Source organism: Variovorax sp. dw_308 (assembly GCF_019207085.1).
Classification (GTDB): Bacteria; Pseudomonadota; Gammaproteobacteria; order Burkholderiales; family Burkholderiaceae_C; genus Variovorax.
Genome location: NZ_JAATOM010000002.1, coordinates 334927 through 356242, shown reverse-complemented (window position 1 = coordinate 356242; position 21316 = coordinate 334927). Strand labels below are relative to the sequence as shown.

The following is a 21316-nucleotide window of genomic DNA, read 5'->3' as shown; positions in this document are numbered from 1 at the left end:
GCGGAGGCTGCCGTGCAGGCCGAGTTGTCCGGGCAGGCCCGACGCGCTTGCTCTGTTCGGCGTGGAGGCCGCCAACCTGAGGACCGCAGCAGAAAGGGGCTCGCGCCTTCAGAACACGATCACACCGCGCGCGTTGCGCCCTTGCGCCAGGTCCTCGAAGGCTTGTGGCGCTTCCTCGATGCGGTATCGCTTCGTGATCAGTTCGTCGAGCTTGAGCTTGCCGGCCTGGTAGAGCGACACCAGGCGCGGGAAGTCATGGCGCGGCCGGGTCGAGCCGTAGAAGCTGCCCTTGAGCGTCTTCTCCTCGAACGCGAAGCTGGCCGTGCGCAAGGTCGTCACGTTGTCCGGCGACGAAAGGCCCACCACCACGGCCGTGCCGCCGTTGCGCAGGCAGGCATAGGCCTGCGCCACGATCGAGCCGTGGCCCACGCATTCGAAGGCGTAGTCGGCGCCGCCGCCGGTGAGCTTGCGCAGTTCCTTCAAAAGGTTCCCGGACTTCGATGCGTCGATGACATGCGTGGCGCCGAAGGTCTTCGCCATGTCGAGCTTGTGGGCCAGCATGTCCACCGCGACGATCATCGTGGCGCCCGCGTTCTGGCAGCCCTGCATGGTGCTGAGCCCGACGCCGCCGGCGCCGAACACCACGCAGATCGACCCAGGCTCGACCTTGGCCGTGTTGCAGGCCGCGCCCCAGCCGGTCATCACGCCGCAGCCGATGAGGGCGCACCGGTCCAGCGGCACGCCGGGCGCGATCTTCACGACGCTGTTCTCGTGCAGCGTGGCGTACTCGGCCATCACGCCGCAGCCGCCCATCACGTTGAGTGGTTGGCCATTGCCATCGGTCGTGCGCCGGTGGCCGCCGAACAGCGTGCCGGGCGCCGATCTGCCGCCCTCGCAGAGATTGGCCCGACCGGTGACGCAGTAGCGGCATTTGCCGCAGGTGTGGACGAAGCTGCTGATGACGGGGTCGCCGACTTTCAGTTCGGTCACGCCCGCGCCGACCTGGGTGACGACGCCGGCGCCTTCATGGCCGAGGATCACCGGCGCAGGCAGCGGGAGGGTGCCGTTGGTCACGGAAAGATCGCTGTGGCAGACCCCGCAGGCGGCCATCTTGATCGTGACTTCGCCGGGGCCCGGCGGGTCGACGAGGATGTCTTCGACATGGACAGTCTGGTTCTCGCCGCGGAACACCACGGCCCTGGATCGCATTTGCATATTTGGGTTGAGTTTGGGGAGGCTCAGCGCTCCCTAGTTTGAAATCACCATCGTCTGGATGGCTGTGAACTCGAGCAGTCCTTCAGGGCCGTTCTCGATGCCCAGGCCCGATTGCTTGCGCCCCGCAAAGGGCGCGTGCGGATCCAGCAGGTGCACGCTGTTGATCCACACGGTGCCGACCTCCAGCCGCTCGCCGATGGATCGGGCCGCGGCGATGTCGGTCGACCACACCGAGGCGCCGAGGCCGAACTCGGTCGCGTTCGCGCGGCGCACGACTTCATCGATGCCCGAGAAGCGCAGCAGCGGAACGATGGGGCCGAAGGGTTCCTCGACCACCACCCGCGCGTCGTCCGGCGGGTTGTCGACCACCGTGGGCGCGATGAAATAGCCCGGGCCATCGGTCATCGAACCGCCCGTGAGAAAGCGCTGGCCCGCGTCGCGCGTCGCGGCGATGAGTTCCCGCACGCGTTCGTACTGCAGCCTGTTCTGCACCGGCCCCAGCATCACGGCCTCGTCGAGCCCGTTGCCGACGCGCGCCGCTTCCGCCGCGGCCACGAATGCCGTCGCGAACGCGTCGTAGATCGCCTCGTGCACATAGATGCGCTTGGCCGCGATGCAGACCTGGCCCGAGTTCAGGAAGGCGCCCATGAACAGGCGGCGCGCGACCTTCTTCACGTCCACATCAGGCATCACGATGGCCGCATCGTTGCCGCCGAGTTCGAGCGTCAGGTGCTTGAGCGTTGATGCCGCCGCTGCCATCACGCGCCGGCCGGTCGCCGTCGAACCGGTGAAGGCGACCTTGGCAATGCCGGGGTGCGAAGTGAGCCGGGGCCCCAGTTCGTCGCCGCCGGAAAGGACGTTGACCACCCCCGCGGGGAACAGCGGCGCCATCCATTCGCCCAGGCGCAGCGCCGTGAGCGGCGTGAAGGGCGAGGGCTTGAGGATGACCGTGTTGCCGCAGAGCAGTGCCGGCGCCAGCTTCCACACGGCAAGCGTGAGCGGGAAGTTCCACGGCGCGATGGCGGCGACCACGCCGAGCGGCACGCGGCGCGTGGTCCACGCGATGCCGGCCTTGTCGGTGCGCAGGGTGGTGGGCAGGTCCATCTTCGCGACGCTGCGGATCCAGTGCGCGCAGCCCAGCACCTCGATCCGTGCCAGTGCCAGCGGCCGGCCCTGCTCCGCAGTGAGCAGCAGCGCGAGGGCCTCGGCATTGTCCTGGAGGCATTGGGCCAGCGCTTCGAGCCTTTGCCGGCGCTCGTCCACGGGCGTGTCGCGCCAGGCCGGGAAGGCGGCCTGCGCGGCCTCGACCGTGGCGTCGAGCAGGGCGAGAGTGCAGTCGGGCGCGTGGGCGATCACCGCCTCCGTGGCGGGGTCGATGACCGGGAAAGAGGTGGGCGCATCGAGCAGTCGGCCGTTCGACAGCAGTCGGAACGGCCGCGCGTCTTGCAGGGCAGGGTGGTCCGGAATCATGAAGTCCTTTTTGCGTAAGCGCCCATGATTCCGTCCGCCGTCCGGTTGCGTCGCCACCCGAAGCGGGGGGAGGGCAGCCGCGCGTCCTCCCGCAAGGGGATGTGTGCATCGGCGCGCGGGGCAATAGTCCCCCTATCGCCAACCGTCACCGTGACGATCAGGAGGACAAATGGATTTTGTTGCCAAGGCCGTGCCGATGACCCGCCAGGACGGACCGTCATTTGCGCAAAACCAATATGACGTGAAACTGAACATCCAATACGGGCGTTTCTCGTCCGGGTCCACGCCGAATATCGAGATGCGCGCCGCGCAGGCGGCCTTGTTCCTGCTCGGCTATTCCACCGGAAAAATAGACGGCATGCTGGGCAACAGGACCCGGGACGCACTCAAGGGTTTCCAGGTCGCAATGGGCCTGCCGGTCACCGGCGACCTGACGGGCGACACCTCTACCGCCCTCTGCCAAAAGGCATTTGCCTGACCCGAAGCGCTGCGATGCCCTCCATCAATTTCGTTCCCAGCGCCGACGCATCCGTGGTCAGTGAGCATTCGAGGCAGGTTTTGCGCGATGTGCTGGCCGATGCGGGCCTCAACTCATGCGTCATCACCAGCACGGTGCGTTCGCCGGCGCGCCAGGCGAGTGCGATGTACGCCAACCTCGAGTCGACCAGCGTGGCAAGGCAACTGGCCCTGTACGGGCCGGCCGGCGACGAAGTCATCGGCGAATACCAGCGGCTGAAGCCCAATGGTCATGGCCGGCAACTCATCGTGGCTGCCATGGCGGACAAGATCAATTTGCTCGGCCCCGGCAATGTGAGCCGCCATTGCGCCGACCCGACGGCATTGAATGTCATCGATATTGCGCCGTCGTCCATTGCGAATAGCCAGCAATTCCTGGCGGCTCTGCAAAAAGCCAGGACCGCCAGCCTGATTTCCAGGTTCTTCTCGCCGGCCAATGGCGATCCGGCATTTCACATCGAGATTCCGCAGCCGACGGCGTAGCGAATTGGCGGGCACGCAAAAATCGGGCCGCAATGGGCCCGGGCAAACGTAAACCCCTAGCCAGTTCGAGGGCCGGGAATTCCAGTTGTATTGATTGGGCGCGCGCGTCTTTTGCGCGGCACCGCCGCAGCGCAGAGCCTCAGGCCGGATGCCGGCTGGCGCCGAAGAACCGATGGATATTGGGCAGCGTCGGCGCCTGCGTCAACGTGGTGACCAGGCCCACTGCGCTTGCTCGCAGCAGTTCGGCGCGCAGCGCGGCTTCGAGCTGCCGGCGTGCCGCTTCGGGGCGATCATGCTCGTACTCCTCATCGAGCTCGCAATGAAGATAGTAGTCCACGCGTCCCATCACACGTTCAATTGCGCCCGAAATGTCCGTCTCGCTCATCCCTCATCCTTGTGTCGCATGCGCACGTTCAACTACGTATCTTTAATTCGCCATCCCTATTTAAGAAAAAGGTACTCAACCCGTTGTTCGAGCGATATATGTACCTTCTGGTGGGGACTATACCGAGCCTGCGCGCGAAATTGAGGGCTCGCCAGTAACGTTCGAATTTAGTTGTGGTAATTTGTCAACTATGTTTCAGTATCGGATGGGGGCGGGAGCAGATGGCGCGCCGCGATGGCGACCCGAACGCAGTCCTTGATGTGTTGTTCGCCCAGGGTGCTCAGGACAGCGTAGCCCAGCAGGGCCGACACGGCCTGGCCCGCCAGGGGCACGTACTTGGTGGCCTGCCTGGCGGTCATCCGCACGCCGACACGCTTGGCAAGGGCCAGTAACAACTCTCGCGTGATCAGTTTGCCAACCAGCAGCGCCCCGACCGCGGCGGCGGCCTTCTGCACGCCCTCGCGGCGCTGGGGACCGAGTTTCTCGAGTTGGGTCAGCGAAAGCCCGAATTCGGCGCTGATCTGGGGCACCACGCGGGACAGCAACGCCGCATCGGTCGCCCAGTCCAGGCCCGGAAGTGGTACGGCGCTGGCGGCGGCGCCGAGCAGGGCCTTGCGCCGCAACACGCTCCGGCTGCGACGGATGGCGGCGATCAGCTTCGGATCGCCCTGGGCAAGTTCGATGGCGCTGGGCATGATGCCCGCAGCGTATCAGCCTGCCACCGACTCCAGTTGGTCGGACAGCGTCAGCCAGCGCTCCTCGAGGGTGGCGATCTCGTCGTTGAGCGCCTTCAGGCGCTTGCCGGCATCGGCAATCTCCGCGGGCGGCAAGGGCTCGGCGAGGCGCGCTTCGAGCGTGGCCTTGTCGGCGCTGGCGGCGGCGAGGCGGGCGTCGATCTGCGCGATCTCGCGCTTGAGCGGCTTTTGCTGCTCGCTGAGTTGCTGGCGCGATTGCGCGTCCTGCTGGCGCTGGTCCTTGCCGCTGGCCGCGGGACGTGCGGCGGCGGGCGCAGGCGCCGGGGCGGGGGGCGCGGCCGCTGCGGAACGTATGGCGTCCTTGGCCTCCTCGCGCAGGCGCTTGGCCTCGTCGAGCAGGTAGCGCTGGTAGTCGTCCAGGTCGCCATCGAAATCGGTCACGCCCCCGCGGCCGACCAGCCAGAACTCGTCGCACACCGAGCGCAGCAGCGCGCGGTCGTGGCTCACCAGCATCAGCGTGCCTTCGAATTCGTTCAGCGCCACGGCCAATGCCTCACGGGTGGCCAGGTCCAGGTGGTTGGTGGGTTCGTCGAGCAGCAGCAGGTTGGGGCGCTGCCAGACCATCATCGCCAGCACCAGGCGCGCCTTCTCGCCGCCGCTCATGGTGCCCACGGGTTGCTTGACCATGTCTCCGCTGAAATTGAAGCTGCCGAGGAAGCCGCGCAGCGCCTGTTCGCCGGTGGCTTCCTTGACGGACGAGCCGAGCTCGCGGGCCATGCGCACCATGTGCTCGAGCGGCGTGTCTTGCGGGCGGAGCACGTCGAGTTCCTGCTGCGCGAAATAGCCGATGTTCAGGCCCTTGCCTTCGGTGATCTCGCCGGCGAGGGCGCCCATCTCGCGCGCAATCGTTTTCACCAGCGTCGACTTGCCCTGGCCGTTGGCGCCCAGGATGCCGATGCGCTGGCCTGCGAGCACCGAGCGGCTCACACCCTTCAGGATGGTCTTGGGCTCCGCGTCCTCGCCCCCGTCGACATTCCTGTAGCCGAAGTTGGCGTGGGTGATCGACAGCATCGGATTCGGGATGTTGCCGGGTTCCTTGAACTCGAAGGTGAAGTCGGCCTCGGCCAGCAGCGGCGCGACCTTCACCATGCGGTCCAGCGCCTTGACGCGGCTCTGCGCCTGCTTGGCCTTGCTGGCCTTGGCCTTGAAGCGATCGATGAACTTCTGCAGGTGGGCGATCTTGTCCTGCTGCTTGGAGAAGGCGACCTGCTGCTGTTCCATCTGCAGCGCGCGCATTTCTTCGAACTTGCTGTAGTTGCCGCCGTAGCGCGTGAGCTTGGCATGTTCGATGTGCAGCGTGACGTCGGTGACCGCGTCGAGGAACTCGCGGTCGTGGCTGATGACGATCATCGTGCCTTGGTACTTCTGCAACCAGGCTTCGAGCCAGACCAACGCGTCGAGGTCCAAATGGTTTGTCGGTTCGTCGAGCAGCAGCAGGTCGCTCGGGCACATCAGCGCGCGGGCGAGTTGCAGGCGCATGCGCCAGCCGCCGGAGAAGCTGTTGACCGGCCCGTCGAGCTCGTGGCTCTTGAAGCCGAGGCCGAGGATCAGCGCCTGCGCGCGCGGCACGGCGTCGTGCTCGCCGGCGTCGGCCAGGTCGGTGTAGGCGTGGGCCAGGGCCATGCCGGCGTCATGGTCGTCGGGGTCGGCTTCGTGTGCACGCTCGGCGGCCGTGAGCGCTTCGCGAAGCTCCACCAGCCGGGTGTCGCCACCGACGACGAAGTCGGTGGCCGATTCCTCGGTCTCGGGCATGTCCTGGGCGACCTGCGCCATGCGCCATTGCTTCGGGATCGAGAAGTCGCCGCCGTCTTCATGCAGCGTGCCGTTGAACAGCGCGAACAGGGTCGACTTGCCGGCGCCGTTGCGCCCGACAAGGCCCACCTTCTCCGACGGGTTGAGGGTGACGGTCGCGCCGTCGAGCAGCACTTTGGCGCTGCGGCGCAGGACGACGTTCTTAAGGGTGATCATGGCAATGTCAGGGCGCCCAGGGCATCGACCGCTGCGAGCACGGTCGCGGTCTGGGTGTCGTGGGCAAGGATGAAGGGTTCGCCGTAGATCGTTTCGTCTGGAAACTCGGTGATCAAGGTCAGGGCGGGGCCCGGACGATTGACCTCGCTGATCATGCAGGCCGTGCCGTGGATGACTTCGAACGGAAGCTCGCCGGCGTGGGCATTGTAGCTGGCACGCTGCGCGGCGTTGAAGGCCATGAGGTCGCGGCGCTCGGCCAGTTGGCGGCACACGTGCTCGGTCAGCGCGCGGGCCTGCGGGGCCCAGCCGGCGTGGTGGCGCACGATGAGGAAAAAACCCTTGGGAACGGTCCACATCTCGAAGCCGCGCGGGATGTAGCCGCAGAACGGGCGCGTCCATTCGTGGGCCGGATAGCCGTGCAGGTTGACGTGCAGTTGCGCGCCCGACAAGGCAAATGCCTGGTGCCGCGCTTCGCGCTCGAAGTAGGGCGCTTCATCGCGGTATTCGAGGTCGTCGCCGAGGGCGGTGTAGCGCGCGGCGTGGTGCATGTGGCGCGGCGCATGGGCGCACAGTTCGCGGTGCAGTGCGTAGCCGTCGGGGTTCTCGAGCGGTATCAGGGCGAAGTGCGCGTCGGGGCGGCGGGCGAGTTCGTGCGCCGCACGCAGCGCGCCGACCACGCCGGAGGTTTCGTTGGCATGTTGCGCGCCGCTGATGACGAGCGCGGGCCCGGCGCCGGGGTGATAGACGCCGGCCACGGAGCGGCCCTGCACGCTGCGGGCTTCGAAACGCCGGCCTTCGATGTGTGCGAGTTCTGACATCGCACGGTCCGGCGCCAGCGGCGCGCTCACCCTGGCCAGCGGCGTGTTGTCGCCTGTGGGCGTCTCGTCGCCTGGCGGCGTCCACGGCCCCACGCTGATGCGCAGCCGCACGGCGCCGTCGCTGGCCCGGATGTCCGGCACGATCTGGCCCGGCTGCAGCCGACGATCGCCGGCCGGCCTGCCGCTGCGCCGCTGGAACACTTCGAGCAGCGAGAAGTACAGGTCTTCGTGCAGCGCCTCGAGGGTGTCGATCCAGCCGGTTTCCCGGGCTGGCGCCGATGCGATGCCGGGCAGGTCGACGCGGATGTCGAGTCGTTCGAAATAGGGCTCGGCTTCGGGCCAGTGGTGCTTGCGCAGGCAGTCCATGGCGTGGCGGAAAACGGCTTCGTGCTCGGACTCGCGCGGGCCGTCGGCGACGACCGTCCCGCCGCGCCGTTCGCGTAGCCAGGCGGTGGGCGACAGCAAGGTTTCGCCGAGGTGGTCGACGTGAACGCGGTTGGGTGCCAGCACGGTGTCGGTGCGGCGGCGACCGTCCCGCCATGCCAGCTCGACCTCGTAGACCGGCAAGGCATCGGACTCGGGCTTGGGCACGAGTTGCAGTTCGGCAGCGCCCAGCATGTCGACCAGCGGATAGGCCTCGAGGGCAAAGCGGCGTGGCGGCGCGTTCGGATGCACCGGATAGTGAACGGTCACGCGCGCGAGGTCTTCATGCGCCAGGCGCTCCAGGAAGTGATGCACCAGCGGCTTGTAGGCGCTGTGGAGGTGCGCCTCCACGCCGGCCGCGCGAAGGCGTTGTTCCGCCGCGCGCCGGACTTGCGGGCCCTCGAACAACCAACCCTCGACAGTCATGCCGGGCCGCGGTTCTTTTGTCAGCAGCTTCTGCCACTCGTCCAGGGTGCGGGGCAACTCGATGTCGAGCAGAACTTTCATGGGAGGGTCTCCGAAGCGCGCACGGCGCGTGCAGGATTGTCCAGGGCGCCGGACGCGTCCTCAAGCCTTGCCGAGTGGATCGAGCCGGTCGCGCAGCCAATCGCCCAGCAGGTTCAGCCCGAGCACGGTCAGCATGATGGCCAGGCCCGGAATCACGCTCACCCACCATGCGGTCTGCAGGTAGTTGCGGCCGTCGGCCAGCATGCCGCCCCAGGTCGGGATTTGCGGGTCGACGCCCAGGCCGAGGAAGGTCAGGCTGCTTTCGAGCAGGATGTTCTCGGCCACGTTGACCGTGACCAGGATCACCACCGGCCCCAGCACGTTCGGCACGATGTGGTGCCGCACCATCGGCAGGTCGCGCACCCCGAAGGCGCGCGCCGCCTGCACGAACTCGCGCTCGCGCAGCGACAGCACCAGCCCGCGTACCACGCGCGCGTACTGCACCCACTGCGACAGGATCATGAACAGGATGATGTTGTCGATGCCGCCGCCCAGGATCGAGATGAAGGTCAGCGCGATCAGGATGAAGGGCAGGGCGAGCTGCACGTCCACGCAGCGCATCAGGAACATGTCCCATACGCCGCGGTAGTAGCCCGCCACGAGGCCGACGATGACGCCGACCGTCACCGAGCCGAGCACCGACACGAAGCCCACGAACAGCGAGATGCGCCCGCCCAGCAGCACGCGCTCCAGCACGTCGCGCCCGAGCGGGTCGGTGCCCAGCGGATGCATCCACTGCGTGAGCGGCGGCACCAGGCGAGCGGCCAGGTCCATGCGCGCGCCGAGGTCCGGATACAGCAACGGCGACAGCACGGCGAGCAGGATCATCGTGCCTGTCAGCAGCACGCCGGCGACGAACTCGAGCGAGCGCAGGTGCCGCCAGCGCACACGCGCCGGCACGTCGCCAGCCGCGGCGGAGGAGGCTTGGGTCATGCCTGCTTCAGCCATTGCGAATGCGCGGATCGATCAACCCGTAGGCCAGGTCCACCAGCAGGTTGGCGCCCACCACCATCAAGGCGAGCACCGTGACCGTGCCCTGCAGCACCGGATAGTCGCGCGCCGCGATCGCATCGAAGGCCAGCGTGCCCATGCCGGGCCAGTTGAAGACCTTCTCCACCACCACCAGGCCGCCGATCATCTTGCCGAACTGCAGGCCGACGTAGGTGATGAGCGGAATCGCGCAGTTGCGCAGCGCATGCTTGTAGAGCACCACGCGGTCCTTCAGCCCCTTGGCCCGCGCGACCATGATGTATTGCGCCGACAGTGTTTCCAGCATCGAGGTGCGCACCAGCCGCACGTTGGTGGCCGAGAAGATGATCGCCATCGTCAGCGTCGGCATGACCAGGCTCGCTGGCCCGTCCCAGCCCGAAGGCGGCAGCAGCGGGAAGGTGATCGACAGCAGCAGCACCAGCATGATCGCGAGCCAGAAGTTGGGGAACGACAGCCCCACCAGCGAGCCGATGCGTATGGCCTGGTCGATGCCCTTGCCCTTGTGCACCGCGGCCTGGATGCCGAGCGGGATCGAGACCAGCAAGGACAGCAGCAGCGACGCCCCCGCCAGCGCCAGCGTGGCCGGCAAGGCGTCGCCGATGAGGCGCGACACCGGCGTGCCGCCGAGGAAGCTGCGCCCGAAGTCGCCCACCAGCAAGCCCTTGAGAAAGGCCGCGTACTGCACCGGAAAGGGCCGGTCGAGGCCGAGCCCGATGCGGATGTTCTTCAGGTCTTCTTCCGTCACGCTGCCCGCGCCCTGGGCCAGCATGATCGCCGGGTCGCCCGACAGCCGCACCGCATACGAGACGAACAGCGTCACCACCAGCACCACGAAGATGGCCTGGAGGATGCGCTTGACGAGGAAGCCGGTCATGTCGCGGCTATCGCTCCTGCATTCGGCTGTCCGCTCCCGAATTCGGTCATTCCACCGTCGCCTCGACGAAGCGGAAGCGGCCGTCCGCCGGCAGCGCGAGGTTCTTCGCGCGCTTGTTGATGCCGTAGACGGTGTTCAGGCTGTAGAGCGGCATCTCCAGCGCCTGGTCGGCCACGTAGCGGCCGATCTCCTGCAGCGTCTGCTTGCGCGCGGCCTGGTCCCAGGTGTTGCGCTGGGTGTGCAGCAGCGCGTTGAGCTTGACGTCGTCGTCGTACGGGTTCCAGCGCTGCTTTGTGTAGTACATCGCGTAGGCCGTGTTGTCGTAGTCGAAGGTCCAGCCGCCCCACTGGTTCTGCCACATCTCACCGGTCTTGCCGTTGGGAATGATGTCGTTGAGCAGCACGTTGGTTTCATAGGGCTTGAGCGCCGCCTGCACGCCCACCGCCTGCAGGTAGGCCGCGACCGCCTGCGAAACCTCGCGGAAGTTGCTGTCCGGGCCGCGGAAGTCGAGTTGCACCTGTGCACCGGGCTTTACGCCGGCCTTGGCCAGCATCGCCTTGGCTTGCGTCGGGTTGAAGGGCAGGGGCTTGAGGCCCGCGTCGTAGCCGAAGGACAGTTCGCCCTGGAAGCTCGCGATCGGCTTGGCCTGGCCGAGCAGGATGGTCTTGATGATGGCGTCGCGGTCCACCGCCATGATCAGCGCGCGGCGCACCTCGCGGTCCTTCATGATGCCGCGCTGGGTGTTGTAGCGCAGGGCCAGCGCCACCGGGCCGTCCATGCTCACGACCGCCAGCTTCGGGTCCTTCCTGAGCGTCTCCAGCATCGCGAGCGGCACCTGGTTGGCGACGTCGACGCGGCCGGCCTGCAACTCGGCGGCCTGCGTGGCCGGCTCGGCGATGAAGCGGTAGACCAGCGAATCGACCTTCGGCGCGCCGCCCCAGTAGTCGGCATTGCGCGCGAAGGAAAGGCTGACCTTCGGCTTGTATTCGGTGAACTTGAACGGGCCGGTGCCGACCGGGTTGTTGCCGAAGAACTCGTTGCCCTTTTCCTTGACGTACTTCGGCGGGACGATCATCGCCCCATAGCCGGCCAGCTTGGTCAGCAGCACCGGGTCAGGCGACTTGAGGTACATGTCGACCGTCATCGGGTTGACCACCACGACCTTGTCGATCGAGGTGTAGTTCGATTGCTGCGGACCCTTCTTGCCGTCCTCGCCGAGCAGGCGGTCGAAGGTGAACTTGACGGCCTCTGCATCGAAGGGCTCGCCGTTGTGGAACTTGACGTTGGGCCGCAGCGTGAAGCGGATCTTCGTGTTCTTGTCCATGAACTCCCACTTGGTGGCCAGGCCGGGGACCAGCTTCATGTCGGGCGTGCGCATGATGAGCCCGTCGAACACCTGGCCGCCGACCGCGCCCCATGCGACCAGGAAGGTCGCGATCGGGTCCCAGTTGCCCGGATCCTGGTGCAAGGCCACGGTCAGCGTGCCGGCGGCCTGCGCGTTGGTCACGGCCAGCGGGCTGCAGAGCGCGGCAAGCGCGAGGCTGGCGGCGAGAAGGGATTTCCTGAAAGTGCGCACGAGGTATCTCCAAGGGGGAAAGAAGGAAGGCTCAGGTAACAGGCAATGCGGTCTCGGCGGCCTGGTGGCCCGCCGCGACCTGGATGAGGCGAAGAATGGCGGGCTCGTCGCCGACCTTGCGCATCGGGCTCGGAATCTCGCCTTCGATGAGCGCGGTGTTCTTGTGGCGGCCGGGCTCGGCCACCGGCACCGCCGACAGCAGCTTGCGCGTGTACGGATGGTGCGGCGTCTCGAACACGGCTTGCCGTGTGCCCATCTCGACGATCTGCCCGAGGTACATCACGGCCACGCGATGCGCGATCTTCTCGACCACCGCCATGTCGTGCGTGATGAACAGGTACGACAGCCCACGCTCGGCCTGCAGCGACATCAACAGGTCGATGATCTGCGCCTGGATCGACACGTCCAGCGCCGAAACGGATTCATCCGCAATGATCAACCTGGGGTTGCAGGACAAGGCCCGTGCGATGCACACGCGCTGGCGCTGCCCGCCCGAGAACTCGTGCGGAAAGCGCCTTGCGTGCTCGGGCTTGAGGCCCACGCTTTCGAGCAACTCGGCCACGCGCCTGTCGATAGCCTTGTCGTCGGCCTGCAGGTGGTGGGTGCGGATCGGCTCGGCAATGCTGAAGCCCACGCGCTTGCGTGGATCAAGCGAGGCGTACGGGTCCTGGAAGATGTACTGGATGTCCTGCCGCAGCTTGCGTCGTCCGGCCGCGTCGAGGCTGGCGACGTCCCGGCCATCGAAGCGGATCGTGCCGCTCGTGGGCTCGACCATCTGCTGCAGCGTCTTGCCGATGGTCGACTTGCCGCTGCCCGACTCGCCGACCAGCGCCAGCGTCTCGCCGGGGTAGATGTCGAGGCTCACGCTTTCGACGGCATGCACCCGATGCGTGACGCGGCCCAGCAGGTTCTTCTTCACGTCGAAGCGCGTGGTGAGGCTGTCGACCTGCAGCAGCGGCGACGCGTAGCGGGCGGTGTCCTGCACCGTGGTCTGTCCGATGGTGCGGCGCGTGTCGCCATCGAGGATTTCGAGCGGCGTGCGCAGCGGCAGCGGCTGTCCGGTGAGGCTGCCGAGCCGGGGCACCGCGGCGAGCAGGGTCTGCGTGTAGGGATGGGCCGGCGCGTTGAAGACTTGCTCGACCGTGCCTTGCTCCACCTTGCGGCCGCGCCACATCACCACCACGTCGTCGGCCATCTCGGCCACCACGCCCATGTCATGCGTGATGAAGATGACCGCGGTGCCGAAGTCGCGCTGCAGCCCGCGGATGGTGTTGAGGATCTGCGCCTGGATCGTGACGTCGAGCGCGGTGGTGGGCTCATCGGCGATCAGCAGCGCGGGCTTGCACGACAGCGCCATCGCGATCATCACGCGCTGGCGCATGCCGCCGGAGAGCTGGTGCGGGTAGGCGTCCAGCAGCCGTTCGGCGTCGGCCAGCCGTACCTTCTTCAGCAATGCCAGCGCCTGCCGGCGCGCCTCGCCGGCGCTCATCGACTGGTGCAGGACGAGCGCCTCGGCGATCTGGTTTCCGACCGTGAACACCGGGTTCAGCGAGGTCATCGGCTCCTGGAAGATCATCGCGATCTCGTTGCCGCGGATGTCCAGCAAGGTGGGCGCCGAAGCCTTCGACAGGTCGATCATTTCTCCCTTGCGCGGCCGGAACAGCACCTGGCCCCGGGCGATGCGGCCCTGCGTGTAGTCGGTGAGTCGCATGATCGCCATCGAGGTCACGGACTTGCCCGACCCCGATTCGCCGACGATGGCCAGCGTGCGGCCCGGCGCCACGTCGAAGCTCAGGCCGTCCACCGCCCTGAACACGCCCTGCGGGGTGTCGAACTCGACCGCGAGGTCGCGCACGGACAGGAGCGGCGACGCAGCGGTGGCGACGGAGGCGGAGGTCACTGGACGCTCAGGGTGTTCAGGCGGCCAGCGCTTCGCGGGTGAGCAGCAGGACCTGGTCGTCGCCGGCCGAGGTCTCCAGCCACAAGGTCTCCAGCGTGGGAAAAGCAGCTTCGAAGTGCTCGCGCTCGTTGCCGATCTCGAGCACCAACACAGCCCCCTCGCTCATCACCGCGGGCGCGGCGGCGAGCAGCGTGCGGATGAAGTCCATGCCGTCCGTGCCGCCGGCCAGCGCCAGTTCGGGCTCCGCCTTGTACTCCGCGGGCAGCGCAGCCATGCTGCCGGCATTGACGTAGGGCGGGTTGCAGAGGATCAGGTCGTACGGGCCGGGCAAGGCGCCCAGGCCATCGGACTGCACCAGCGTGATGCGTGTGTCGAGCTGGTGCCTTGTCACGTTGATGGCCGCGACTTCGAGCGCTTCCGTCGATATGTCAGCCCCGGTCACGTGCACTTCCGGGTAGGTCATGGCTGCCAGCACGGCGAGGCTGCCGTTGCCGGTGCAGAGGTCGAGGACGTGCCGGGTCTTCTCGTCAAGCCAGTAGTCGATGGTGCCGTCTGCCACCAGCTCGGCGATGAAGCTGCGCGGCACGATGGCGCGCTCGTCGACGAAGAAGGGCACGCCCTGCAGCCAGGCCTCCCTGGTGAGGTAGGCGGCTGGCTTGCGCGTACCGATGCGCGTCTTGACCAGCTCTGCCGCGCGTTCGGCGTCGGCCGGCGCCACGGGCTTGTCGGCCACCGAATCGAGATCGTCGATGGGCAGGCGCAGTTGCCACAGCACCAGCCAGGCGGCCTCGTCGAATGCGTTGGTGGTGCCGTGGCCGAAGGCGACGCCGGCGTCGGTGAGTTGCTTCGCGCCGGCTTCGATCAATTGGATGACCGTTGTCATGCGCGCGCTGCCTGTTCGAGCTTCTCCAGCGTGCGCCGGTAGATGTTCTTCAACGGTTCGATCGCGTCGACGGCAATGTGCTCGTCGATCTTGTGGATGCTGGCGTTGACCGGCCCCAACTCGATCACCTGCCTGCAGATCTTGGCGATGAAGCGCGCATCGCTGGTGCCGCCGCTGGTCGAGAGTTCGGTGACGATGCCGGTCTCGTCACGGATCGCGTCCTGCACCGCCTGCACCAGTTCCGCAGGCTGCGTGAGGAAGGGCAGGCCGCCGACGGTCCAGTCGAGCTTGTAGTCGAGCCCGTGGGCATCGAGCACCGCATGCACTTTCTTCTGCAGCGATTCGGGCGTCGACTCGGTCGAGAAGCGGAAGTTGAAGTCGATCACCGCAGCACCCGGAATGACGTTGCTCGCGCCGGTGCCCGAGTGGAAGTTGCTGATCTGCCAGCTGGTCGGCTGGAAGTGCGCATTGCCGGCGTCCCAGCCGCCGGTGGCGTTGATGGCGACCAGTTCCGCCAAGGCCGGCGCGAAGGCATGCACCGGGTTCTTGGCCAGGTGCGGGTAGGCGATGTGGCCCTGCACGCCGTGGACGGTGAGCTTGCCGCTCATGGTGCCGCGCCGGCCGTTCTTGATCATGTCGCCGCAGCGCTCGACCGAGGTGGGCTCGCCGACGATGCAGTAGTCGACGACCTCGCCGCGCGCGGCCAGCGTGTTGCAGACGATGACGGTGCCGTCGACGCCCGGGCCTTCCTCGTCGCTCGTGAGCAGCAGGGCCAGCGAGAGATGCGGATCGGGCGTGGCGGCCAGGAACTCCTCGATGGCCACTACGAAGGCCGCCAACGAGGTCTTCATGTCACAGGCGCCGCGGCCGTAGAGCAGGCCGCCGCGGTGCGCCGGGGTGAAGGGGTGGCTGGTCCACTGTTCGAGCGGGCCGGTGGGCACCACGTCCGTGTGGCCGGCGAAGGCGATGGTCTTCGCGCCGGGCGTAGTGGCGGTGCGCCTGGCCCACAGGTTGGTCACGCGGAAGTCGGCGGGGCCGCTTTCGATGGTCTCCAGCGTGAAGCCCAGCTTCGCCAGCCGCTCACCGAGGATCTGCTGGCACCCTCCGTCGTCCGGGGTGACAGAGGGGCGCGAGATCAGTTGTTCGGCAAGGTGCAGCGTGCGGGACATCGGTGGGGCGGTGCGTCAGGGAGGTGGCGGATTTTGCCCGACCTGCCTGTGCCGGACCGCCTCCGACTCAAAACTTCACGTCGAGCGTGATGTCGGTGAAGGTGGGTTCGTCGAGCTGGTCCAGCAGGGCCCGGTCGTCGGTGTTGGTGGCCGGGTTGTTGCGGTTTTGCAGGCGCCACATGAGGTTGGTCGGCGAGTCGGCCTGGAGCATGCCTTCCTCGCGCGTGACGCGCTCTTCGAGAATCAGGCGGGCGATATCTTCCTCGAAGGTCTGCGAACCCTCGGCCATCGACTGTTCCATCGCTTCCTTGACGCTGGAGAAGTCGCCCTTCTCGATGAGCTCGGCCACCAGGGCCGAATTCAGCATCACCTCCACGGCGGGCACGCGCACACCGGCCGGCGTGCGCATCAGGCGTTGCGCCACGATGGCGCGCAGCGACGAGCCCAGGTCGGACAGCAGCGTGCCGCGCACTTCCACCGGGTAGAAGCTCAGGATGCGGTTCAGCGCACGGTAGCTGTTGTTGGCATGCAGCGTGGCCACGCACAGGTGGCCCGATTGCGCGTACGCGATGGCGGCCGTCATGGTCTCGCGGTCGCGGATCTCGCCGATCTGGATCACGTCGGGCGCCTGGCGCAGCGCATTCTTCAGCGCGACCTGGAGCGATTGCGTGTCGCTGCCCACGTCGCGTTGGTTGACCATCGACTTCTTGTTGGTGAAGGTGAATTCGATCGGTTCCTCCACCGTGAGGATGTGGCCGCTTGCATGTTCGTTGCGGTAATCCAGCATCGACGCCAACGTGGTCGACTTGCCCGCACCCGTGGCGCCGACCATGAGGATCAGCCCGCGCTTCTCCATGATCAGCGTCTTGAGGATGTCGGGCAGGTTCAGGTCGGCGAAGGTCGGGATGATCGACGCGATGTGCCGCACCACCACCGCATAGCTGCCGCGCTGGCGCATGGCGCTGATGCGGAAGTTGCCGAGGCCCTCGAGCGCGATCGCCATGTTGAGCTCGCCGGTGCGTTCCAGCTCGGCCACGCGGCTTTCATGCACCACCTCGGACAGCAGCGAAAGCGGCGCCGCCGCTGGAAGCACCTGGCCGTTGATGGGAACGCAGTTTCCATTGATCCGGATCAGCGCCGGCGAATTGGCCGAGAGGTAGATGTCGGAGGCCTTTCGTTCGGCCATCAATCGCAGGATGCGTTCCATCGTATTCATCGGCACTCTTTCCAGCAAAGAAACGGAAGAAGAAAAATCAGTCGCGCAGCAGGTCGTTCAGCGAGGTCTTGGCACGGGTTTGTGCGTCCACGCGCTTCACGATGATTGCAGCATAGAGGCTGTAGCGGCCGTTGTCCTTCGGGAGAGACCCGCTGATGACAACAGAGCCTGCCGGCACGCGACCGTAGGTGATTTCACCGGTTGCGCGGTCGTAGATGGGTGTGCTTTGGCCGATGTAGACGCCCATCGACAGCACCGAGTTCTCTTCCACGACCACGCCTTCCACCACTTCCGAGCGGGCGCCGATGAAACAGTTGTCTTCGATGATGGTCGGGCCGGCCTGCAGCGGCTCCAGCACGCCGCCGATGCCCACGCCGCCCGAGAGGTGCACGTTGGCGCCGATCTGCGCGCAGGAACCCACGGTGGCCCAGGTGTCGACCATGGTGTTTTCACCGACGTATGCGCCGATGTTCACGTACGACGGCATCAGGATCGCGCCCTTGGCGACGAAGCTGCCACGGCGGGCCACGGCGGGCGGCACGATGCGCACGCCGGCTTCCTTGAGTTCACCGGCCGACAGGTGCGAGAACTTGGTCGGCACCTTGTCGTAGAAGCCCAGCGAGCCGGCCTGCATCTGTTCGTTGTCCTTCAGGCGGAACGACAGCAGCACGGCCTTCTTGATCCATTGGTGCACCGTCCACTGGCCGACGCCCTCGCGCGTGGCCACGCGCAGGTGGCCGTTGTTGAGCTCGGAGATCACATGATCGACCGCCTTGCGCACCTCGGCCGGCGCGTCGGTTGCGGACATGTTGGCGCGGTCTTCCCACGCGGCGTCGATGGTTTGCTGGAGTTGCTGGGTCATGGATGAAGTCTCGGAAGTCGAATGCAAGAAAAGGGCCGCGTCATTGGCCCGACTGGATGAACTGGACGATGCGGTTGGCGGCTGCCACGCACTCGTCGGTGCCTGCCACGAGCGCCATGCGGATGCGCCCCCGGCCCGGATTGACACCGCCGAAGTCGCGGGCCAGATAGCTGCCGGGCAACACCGTGACATTGTATTGAGCGTACAAGTCGCGGGCGAAGGCGGCATCGTCGCCCTCCCACCGGGCGGGCACGCCGGCCCAGAGGTAGAAGCTCGCATCGGGCAGCTTCACGTCGAGCACGGGTTCGAGCAGCGGCGTGACGGCGGCGAACTTGGCACGGTACTGGGCGCGGTTCTCAACGACGTGATGCTCGTCGCCCCAGGCTGCGATGCTGGCGGCGGCGACGGCGCCGCTCATCGCGCTGCCGTGGTAGGTGCGATAGAGCAGGAAGCTCTTGATGATCGAGGCGTCGCCGGCCACGAAGCCGCTGCGCAGGCCGGGCACGTTGCTGCGCTTGGACAGCGAGGTCAGGGCGATCAGGTTCTTGAAGTCGCTGCGACCCAGCCTGGCCGCGGCTTCGAGGCCGCCGAGGGGCGGTTCCTCGCGGAAGTAGATCTCGCTGTAGCACTCGTCGGAGGCGATGACGAAGCCGTGCGCGTCCGAGAGCGCGAACAGCTTCTTCCACTCGTCCAGCGGCATCACGGCCCCGGTCGGGTTGCCCGGCGAGCACACGAACACGAGTTGCGCGCGCGCCCAGACGTCCGCCGGCACGCTGTCCCAGTCGACGGCAAAGTTGCGGTCGGCGCGGCTCGGTACGTAGTACGTCTCGGCGCCGGCCAGCAGCGCCGCGCCTTCGTAGATTTGATAGAACGGGTTGGGCGAGACCACGATGGGGGCCGGCTTCGCGCTGGCATCGACGACGGTCTGCGCCAGCGCGAACAGCGCCTCGCGCGAGCCGTTCACCGGCAGCACCTGCGTGGCCGGATCGAGCGCGAGGCCGTAGCGGGTCTGCAGCCAGTCGGTGAAGGACTTGCGCAGCTTCGGCTCGCCCGCGGTGGCGGGATAGGCGGCCAGGGCGCCCAGCCCCGCGGTCAGCGCGTGCTTGATGAAGTCCGGCGTCGGATGCTTCGGCTCGCCGATGCCGAGGCTGATGGGCGCGAGCGCCGGGTCGGGCGTCACGCCGGCGAACAGCTGGCGCAGGCGCTCGAAGGGATACGGTTGGAGTTTGTTCAGTAACGGATTCATGTCGAGGGTCAGAGCTTCTTCACGAGCACCTGGCTCTTGCGGTCCCAGTTGTACTTGCGCTTGCGGGCCTCGGGCAGCCATTCCGGATCGACCTGGACGAAGCCGCGCTTGATGAACCAGTGCATCGTGCGCGTGGTGAGCACGAAGATGCTTTCCAGGCCGGCCGCCTTGGCGCGCTGTTCCACGCGCTTGAGGATCTTCTCGCCATCGCCCTGCGCCTGCACGTTGGGCGACACGGTCAGCGCGGCCATCTCGGCGGTGCGGGCCTCGGGGTAGGGGTACAGCGCGGCGCAGCCGAAGATCACGCCGTCATGCTCGATCACCGTGTAGTGGCCGATGTCGCGTTCGATCTCGGTGCGGTCGCGCTTGACCAGCGTGCCGTCGCGCTCGAAGGGCTCGATCAATTGCAGGATGCCGCCGATGTCGTCGGCCGTGGCTTCACGCAGCGACTCCAGCTTCTCGTCGATGACCATGGTGCCGATGCCATCGTGCACGTACACCTCCAGCAGCAGCGAGCCATCCACAGCGAAAGGCAGGATGTGATTGCGCTCCACGCCGGCCTTGCACGCTTTCACGCAGTGCTGCAGGTAGAAGGCGGAGTCGGTCGGGCGCTGGGCCGGCTCCATGCGGGCCAGCAGCTTCTCGGCGGCGTCCAGGGGCAGTTCCGTGTCGATCGGGTTGTCCTCGCTCACCGGCAGGCTCGGGTCGATCGCGATGCCGGGCACCTCGGTGAGGAAGATCAGCTTGTCGGCCTGGATCGAGATGGCAACGCTGGTGGCGACTTCTTCCATCGTGAGGTTGAAGGCCTCGCCGGTGGGCGAGAAGCCGAAGGGCGAGATCAGCACCATCGCGCCGAAGTCCAGCGTGCGGCGAATGCCCGAGGCATCGACCTTGCGCACCAGGCCGGAATGCTTGAAGTCCACGCCGTCCAGCACGCCCACGGGGCGCGCGGTGATGAAGTTGCCCGAAATGACGCGTACCGTGGCGCCGGCCATCGGCGTGTTGGGCAGGCCCTGGCTGAACGCGGCCTCGATCTCGTAGCGCAACTGGCCGGCCGCTTCCTGGGCCGAGTCCAGCGCCACCTCGTCGGTGATGCGCATGCCGTGGGAGTAGCGCGCCTCGTGGCCTTTGGCGCGCAATTGCTCGTTGACCTGAGGGCGAAAGCCGTGCACCAGCACCACCTTCACCCCCATCGACTGGATCAGGGCCAGGTCCTGCGCGATGCTTTGCAGCTTGCCGGCGGCAATGGCTTCGCCCGCGAGGCCAACCACGAAAGTCTTGCCGCGATGCGTGTGGATATAAGGCGCCACCGAGCGAAACCACGGAACGAAGGTGAAATTGAAGACGGTCGACATGAAGGGCGGAGGGTTGTCGGATCGGCGGGAATCAATCCTGAATGAATGGATTCTCGACGACAAGCTTGCCGAAACGCTGGCCGTGCTGCCCGTCCTGCGAAACGAGGACGTCGGCGTTGGACCGCAACGCGGCTTCGAGGATCAGCGCGTCCCACCATTGAAGGCGGTGCTTCTGCGCGAGTTCGGCGGCAGCCAACACGCTGTCGGCGGTGGCACTGACCACTTCGAATGCGCACAACTGGGCCACCTGGCTGGCGGCTTCGCGGGCGCTCAAGGGCGGGCGCAGCTTGCGCGTGGTGACGTTGTAGAACTCCTGCAGCACCTGCGTGCTGAGCACAATGGAGTCTTCCTTGAAGGCCCGCTCGAAGCGTGCGAGCGCGATTTCACGGCGTGCGGGGTCGCCGGCATCGACGGCATACACCAGCACGTTGGTGTCGAAGAAGGTACTCATCAAGCGGAGGGATAGGGGCGGTCGTGCGCGTCGTCGCGCGTCCAGCTTGCGCCCTCGCTGTTGGCCTTGCTGCGGCGGGCGGCCGCGATGAAGGCTTGTCCTGCCGTCTGCTGGCGGTCGTTGCCCTGGGCGTACTCGGCGAGGAACTCGCGGATGCGCGCGCTGACCGAAGTGCCTTCGTGGATGGCACGGATGCGGGCCTTGCGAATCAGCTTCTCGTCGACTGAGATGGTCAGGTTAGTCATTGGAACTCT

General features: G+C 66.8%; 20 protein-coding genes. 2 read left to right on the top strand and 18 right to left on the bottom strand.

The genetic code is table 11. The features are described from left to right. Positions 1-108 precede the first annotated feature (108 nt). Complete coding sequence (locus HCU76_RS04890; protein WP_256353993.1) at positions 109-1209, bottom strand: Zn-dependent alcohol dehydrogenase; 1101 nt, start codon at positions 1207-1209, stop codon at positions 109-111. A gap of 39 nt (positions 1210-1248) precedes the next feature. Beyond that, entirely contained in the window at positions 1249-2685 is a 1437-nt protein-coding gene (locus HCU76_RS04885) for an aldehyde dehydrogenase family protein (protein WP_213954831.1), read from the bottom strand. 169 nt (positions 2686-2854) lie between these two features. Between HCU76_RS04885 and HCU76_RS04880 the strand changes: the two genes are divergently transcribed. Both HCU76_RS04880 and HCU76_RS04875 read left to right on the top strand, forming a co-directional pair. Further along, positions 2855-3163 carry a peptidoglycan-binding protein gene (locus HCU76_RS04880; RefSeq protein WP_213954832.1) on the top strand — a complete coding sequence of 103 codons (309 nt, stop codon included), beginning with the start codon at positions 2855-2857 and terminating at the stop codon, positions 3161-3163. A gap of 14 nt (positions 3164-3177) precedes the next feature. Then, positions 3178-3684: a hypothetical protein gene (locus HCU76_RS04875; protein ID WP_213954833.1), complete on the top strand. Its 507-nt coding sequence runs from the start codon at positions 3178-3180 to the stop codon at positions 3682-3684. Positions 3685-3823: 139 nt separating this feature from the next. Here the strand turns inward: HCU76_RS04875 and HCU76_RS04870 are convergent, their stop codons facing one another. The 16 genes from HCU76_RS04870 to HCU76_RS04795 all read right to left on the bottom strand — a co-directional run bounded on the left by HCU76_RS04870 (position 3824) and on the right by HCU76_RS04795 (position 21307). Next, positions 3824-4069, bottom strand: a complete 246-nt coding sequence (locus HCU76_RS04870; RefSeq protein ID WP_213954834.1) for a hypothetical protein — start codon at positions 4067-4069, stop codon at positions 3824-3826. Positions 4070-4257: 188 nt separating this feature from the next. Next, positions 4258-4764 (bottom strand): hypothetical protein, encoded by a 507-nt coding sequence (locus HCU76_RS04865; RefSeq protein WP_213954835.1) that lies wholly within the window; start codon positions 4762-4764, stop codon positions 4258-4260. A gap of 15 nt (positions 4765-4779) precedes the next feature. Then, entirely contained in the window at positions 4780-6792 is a 2013-nt protein-coding gene (locus tag HCU76_RS04860) for an ABC-F family ATP-binding cassette domain-containing protein (protein WP_213954836.1), read from the bottom strand. Next, positions 6789-8540: a M14 family zinc carboxypeptidase gene (locus tag HCU76_RS04855; protein WP_213954837.1), complete on the bottom strand. Its 1752-nt coding sequence runs from the start codon at positions 8538-8540 to the stop codon at positions 6789-6791. The genes HCU76_RS04860 and HCU76_RS04855 overlap by 4 nt, the downstream gene beginning before the upstream one ends. Positions 8541-8600: 60 nt before the next feature. Continuing rightward, the gene (locus tag HCU76_RS04850; protein WP_213954838.1) at positions 8601-9473 is read right to left on the bottom strand and encodes an ABC transporter permease; all 873 of its coding nucleotides are present in this window, start codon (positions 9471-9473) and stop codon (positions 8601-8603) included. Between the two features lie 7 nt (positions 9474-9480). Beyond that, positions 9481-10404, bottom strand: coding sequence for an ABC transporter permease (locus HCU76_RS04845; RefSeq protein WP_213954839.1), 924 nt, complete (start codon positions 10402-10404; stop codon positions 9481-9483). Between the two features lie 46 nt (positions 10405-10450). Next, a complete protein-coding gene (locus tag HCU76_RS04840; RefSeq protein WP_213954840.1) occupies positions 10451-11980 on the bottom strand; it encodes an ABC transporter substrate-binding protein in 1530 nt (509 codons plus the stop codon). A 31-nt stretch (positions 11981-12011) separates the two neighbouring features. Then, positions 12012-13880 (bottom strand): ABC transporter ATP-binding protein, encoded by a 1869-nt coding sequence (locus tag HCU76_RS04835; RefSeq protein WP_213954841.1) that lies wholly within the window; start codon positions 13878-13880, stop codon positions 12012-12014. Between the two features lie 16 nt (positions 13881-13896). Next, the gene (gene prmB / locus HCU76_RS04830; protein ID WP_218508603.1) at positions 13897-14763 is read right to left on the bottom strand and encodes a 50S ribosomal protein L3 N(5)-glutamine methyltransferase; all 867 of its coding nucleotides are present in this window, start codon (positions 14761-14763) and stop codon (positions 13897-13899) included. After that, on the bottom strand, positions 14760-15932 hold the full coding sequence (gene dapE, locus HCU76_RS04825; protein WP_213954843.1) for a succinyl-diaminopimelate desuccinylase: 1173 nt from the start codon (positions 15930-15932) through the stop codon (positions 14760-14762). The genes prmB and dapE overlap by 4 nt, the downstream gene beginning before the upstream one ends. Before the next feature lie 67 nt (positions 15933-15999). Then, on the bottom strand, positions 16000-17148 hold the full coding sequence (locus tag HCU76_RS04820; RefSeq protein ID WP_213954844.1) for a PilT/PilU family type 4a pilus ATPase: 1149 nt from the start codon (positions 17146-17148) through the stop codon (positions 16000-16002). Positions 17149-17185: 37 nt separating this feature from the next. Then, a complete protein-coding gene (gene dapD / locus HCU76_RS04815) occupies positions 17186-18010 on the bottom strand; it encodes a 2,3,4,5-tetrahydropyridine-2,6-dicarboxylate N-succinyltransferase (RefSeq protein WP_213954845.1) in 825 nt (274 codons plus the stop codon). 40 nt (positions 18011-18050) lie between these two features. Beyond that, a complete protein-coding gene (gene dapC / locus HCU76_RS04810; RefSeq protein WP_213954846.1) occupies positions 18051-19256 on the bottom strand; it encodes a succinyldiaminopimelate transaminase in 1206 nt (401 codons plus the stop codon). An 8-nt stretch (positions 19257-19264) separates the two neighbouring features. Then, positions 19265-20611: an amino-acid N-acetyltransferase gene (gene argA, locus HCU76_RS04805; protein WP_218508602.1), complete on the bottom strand. Its 1347-nt coding sequence runs from the start codon at positions 20609-20611 to the stop codon at positions 19265-19267. Between the two features lie 31 nt (positions 20612-20642). Continuing rightward, entirely contained in the window at positions 20643-21062 is a 420-nt protein-coding gene (locus HCU76_RS04800) for a PIN domain-containing protein (protein ID WP_213954848.1), read from the bottom strand. Continuing rightward, positions 21062-21307, bottom strand: coding sequence for a DUF6364 family protein (locus HCU76_RS04795; RefSeq protein WP_213954849.1), 246 nt, complete (start codon positions 21305-21307; stop codon positions 21062-21064). Before HCU76_RS04795 ends, HCU76_RS04800 begins: the two co-directional genes overlap by 1 nt. Between the last annotated feature and the right edge of the window lie 9 nt (positions 21308-21316).

Bases quoted from the DNA above. Each gene is read 5' to 3' on its own strand.
- HCU76_RS04865 (WP_213954835.1), bottom strand. From the start codon at position 4,764: ATGCCCAGCGCCATCGAACTTGCCCAGGGCGATCCGAAGCTGATCGCC.
- HCU76_RS04890 (WP_256353993.1), bottom strand. From the start codon at position 1,209: ATGCGATCCAGGGCCGTGGTGTTCCGCGGCGAGAACCAGACTGTCCAT.
- HCU76_RS04875 (WP_213954833.1), top strand. From the start codon at position 3,178: ATGCCCTCCATCAATTTCGTTCCCAGCGCCGACGCATCCGTGGTCAGT.
- argA (WP_218508602.1), bottom strand. From the start codon at position 20,611: ATGTCGACCGTCTTCAATTTCACCTTCGTTCCGTGGTTTCGCTCGGTG.
- HCU76_RS04800 (WP_213954848.1), bottom strand. From the start codon at position 21,062: ATGAGTACCTTCTTCGACACCAACGTGCTGGTGTATGCCGTCGATGCC.
- HCU76_RS04885 (WP_213954831.1), bottom strand. From the start codon at position 2,685: ATGATTCCGGACCACCCTGCCCTGCAAGACGCGCGGCCGTTCCGACTG.
- HCU76_RS04855 (WP_213954837.1), bottom strand. From the start codon at position 8,540: ATGAAAGTTCTGCTCGACATCGAGTTGCCCCGCACCCTGGACGAGTGG.
- dapC (WP_213954846.1), bottom strand. From the start codon at position 19,256: ATGAATCCGTTACTGAACAAACTCCAACCGTATCCCTTCGAGCGCCTG.
- dapD (WP_213954845.1), bottom strand. From the start codon at position 18,010: ATGACCCAGCAACTCCAGCAAACCATCGACGCCGCGTGGGAAGACCGC.
- HCU76_RS04820 (WP_213954844.1), bottom strand. From the start codon at position 17,148: ATGAATACGATGGAACGCATCCTGCGATTGATGGCCGAACGAAAGGCC.
- HCU76_RS04795 (WP_213954849.1), bottom strand. From the start codon at position 21,307: ATGACTAACCTGACCATCTCAGTCGACGAGAAGCTGATTCGCAAGGCC.
- HCU76_RS04880 (WP_213954832.1), top strand. From the start codon at position 2,855: ATGGATTTTGTTGCCAAGGCCGTGCCGATGACCCGCCAGGACGGACCG.
- HCU76_RS04850 (WP_213954838.1), bottom strand. From the start codon at position 9,473: ATGACCCAAGCCTCCTCCGCCGCGGCTGGCGACGTGCCGGCGCGTGTG.
- HCU76_RS04845 (WP_213954839.1), bottom strand. From the start codon at position 10,404: ATGACCGGCTTCCTCGTCAAGCGCATCCTCCAGGCCATCTTCGTGGTG.
- HCU76_RS04860 (WP_213954836.1), bottom strand. From the start codon at position 6,792: ATGATCACCCTTAAGAACGTCGTCCTGCGCCGCAGCGCCAAAGTGCTG.
- dapE (WP_213954843.1), bottom strand. From the start codon at position 15,932: ATGTCCCGCACGCTGCACCTTGCCGAACAACTGATCTCGCGCCCCTCT.
- prmB (WP_218508603.1), bottom strand. From the start codon at position 14,763: ATGACAACGGTCATCCAATTGATCGAAGCCGGCGCGAAGCAACTCACC.
- HCU76_RS04870 (WP_213954834.1), bottom strand. From the start codon at position 4,069: ATGAGCGAGACGGACATTTCGGGCGCAATTGAACGTGTGATGGGACGC.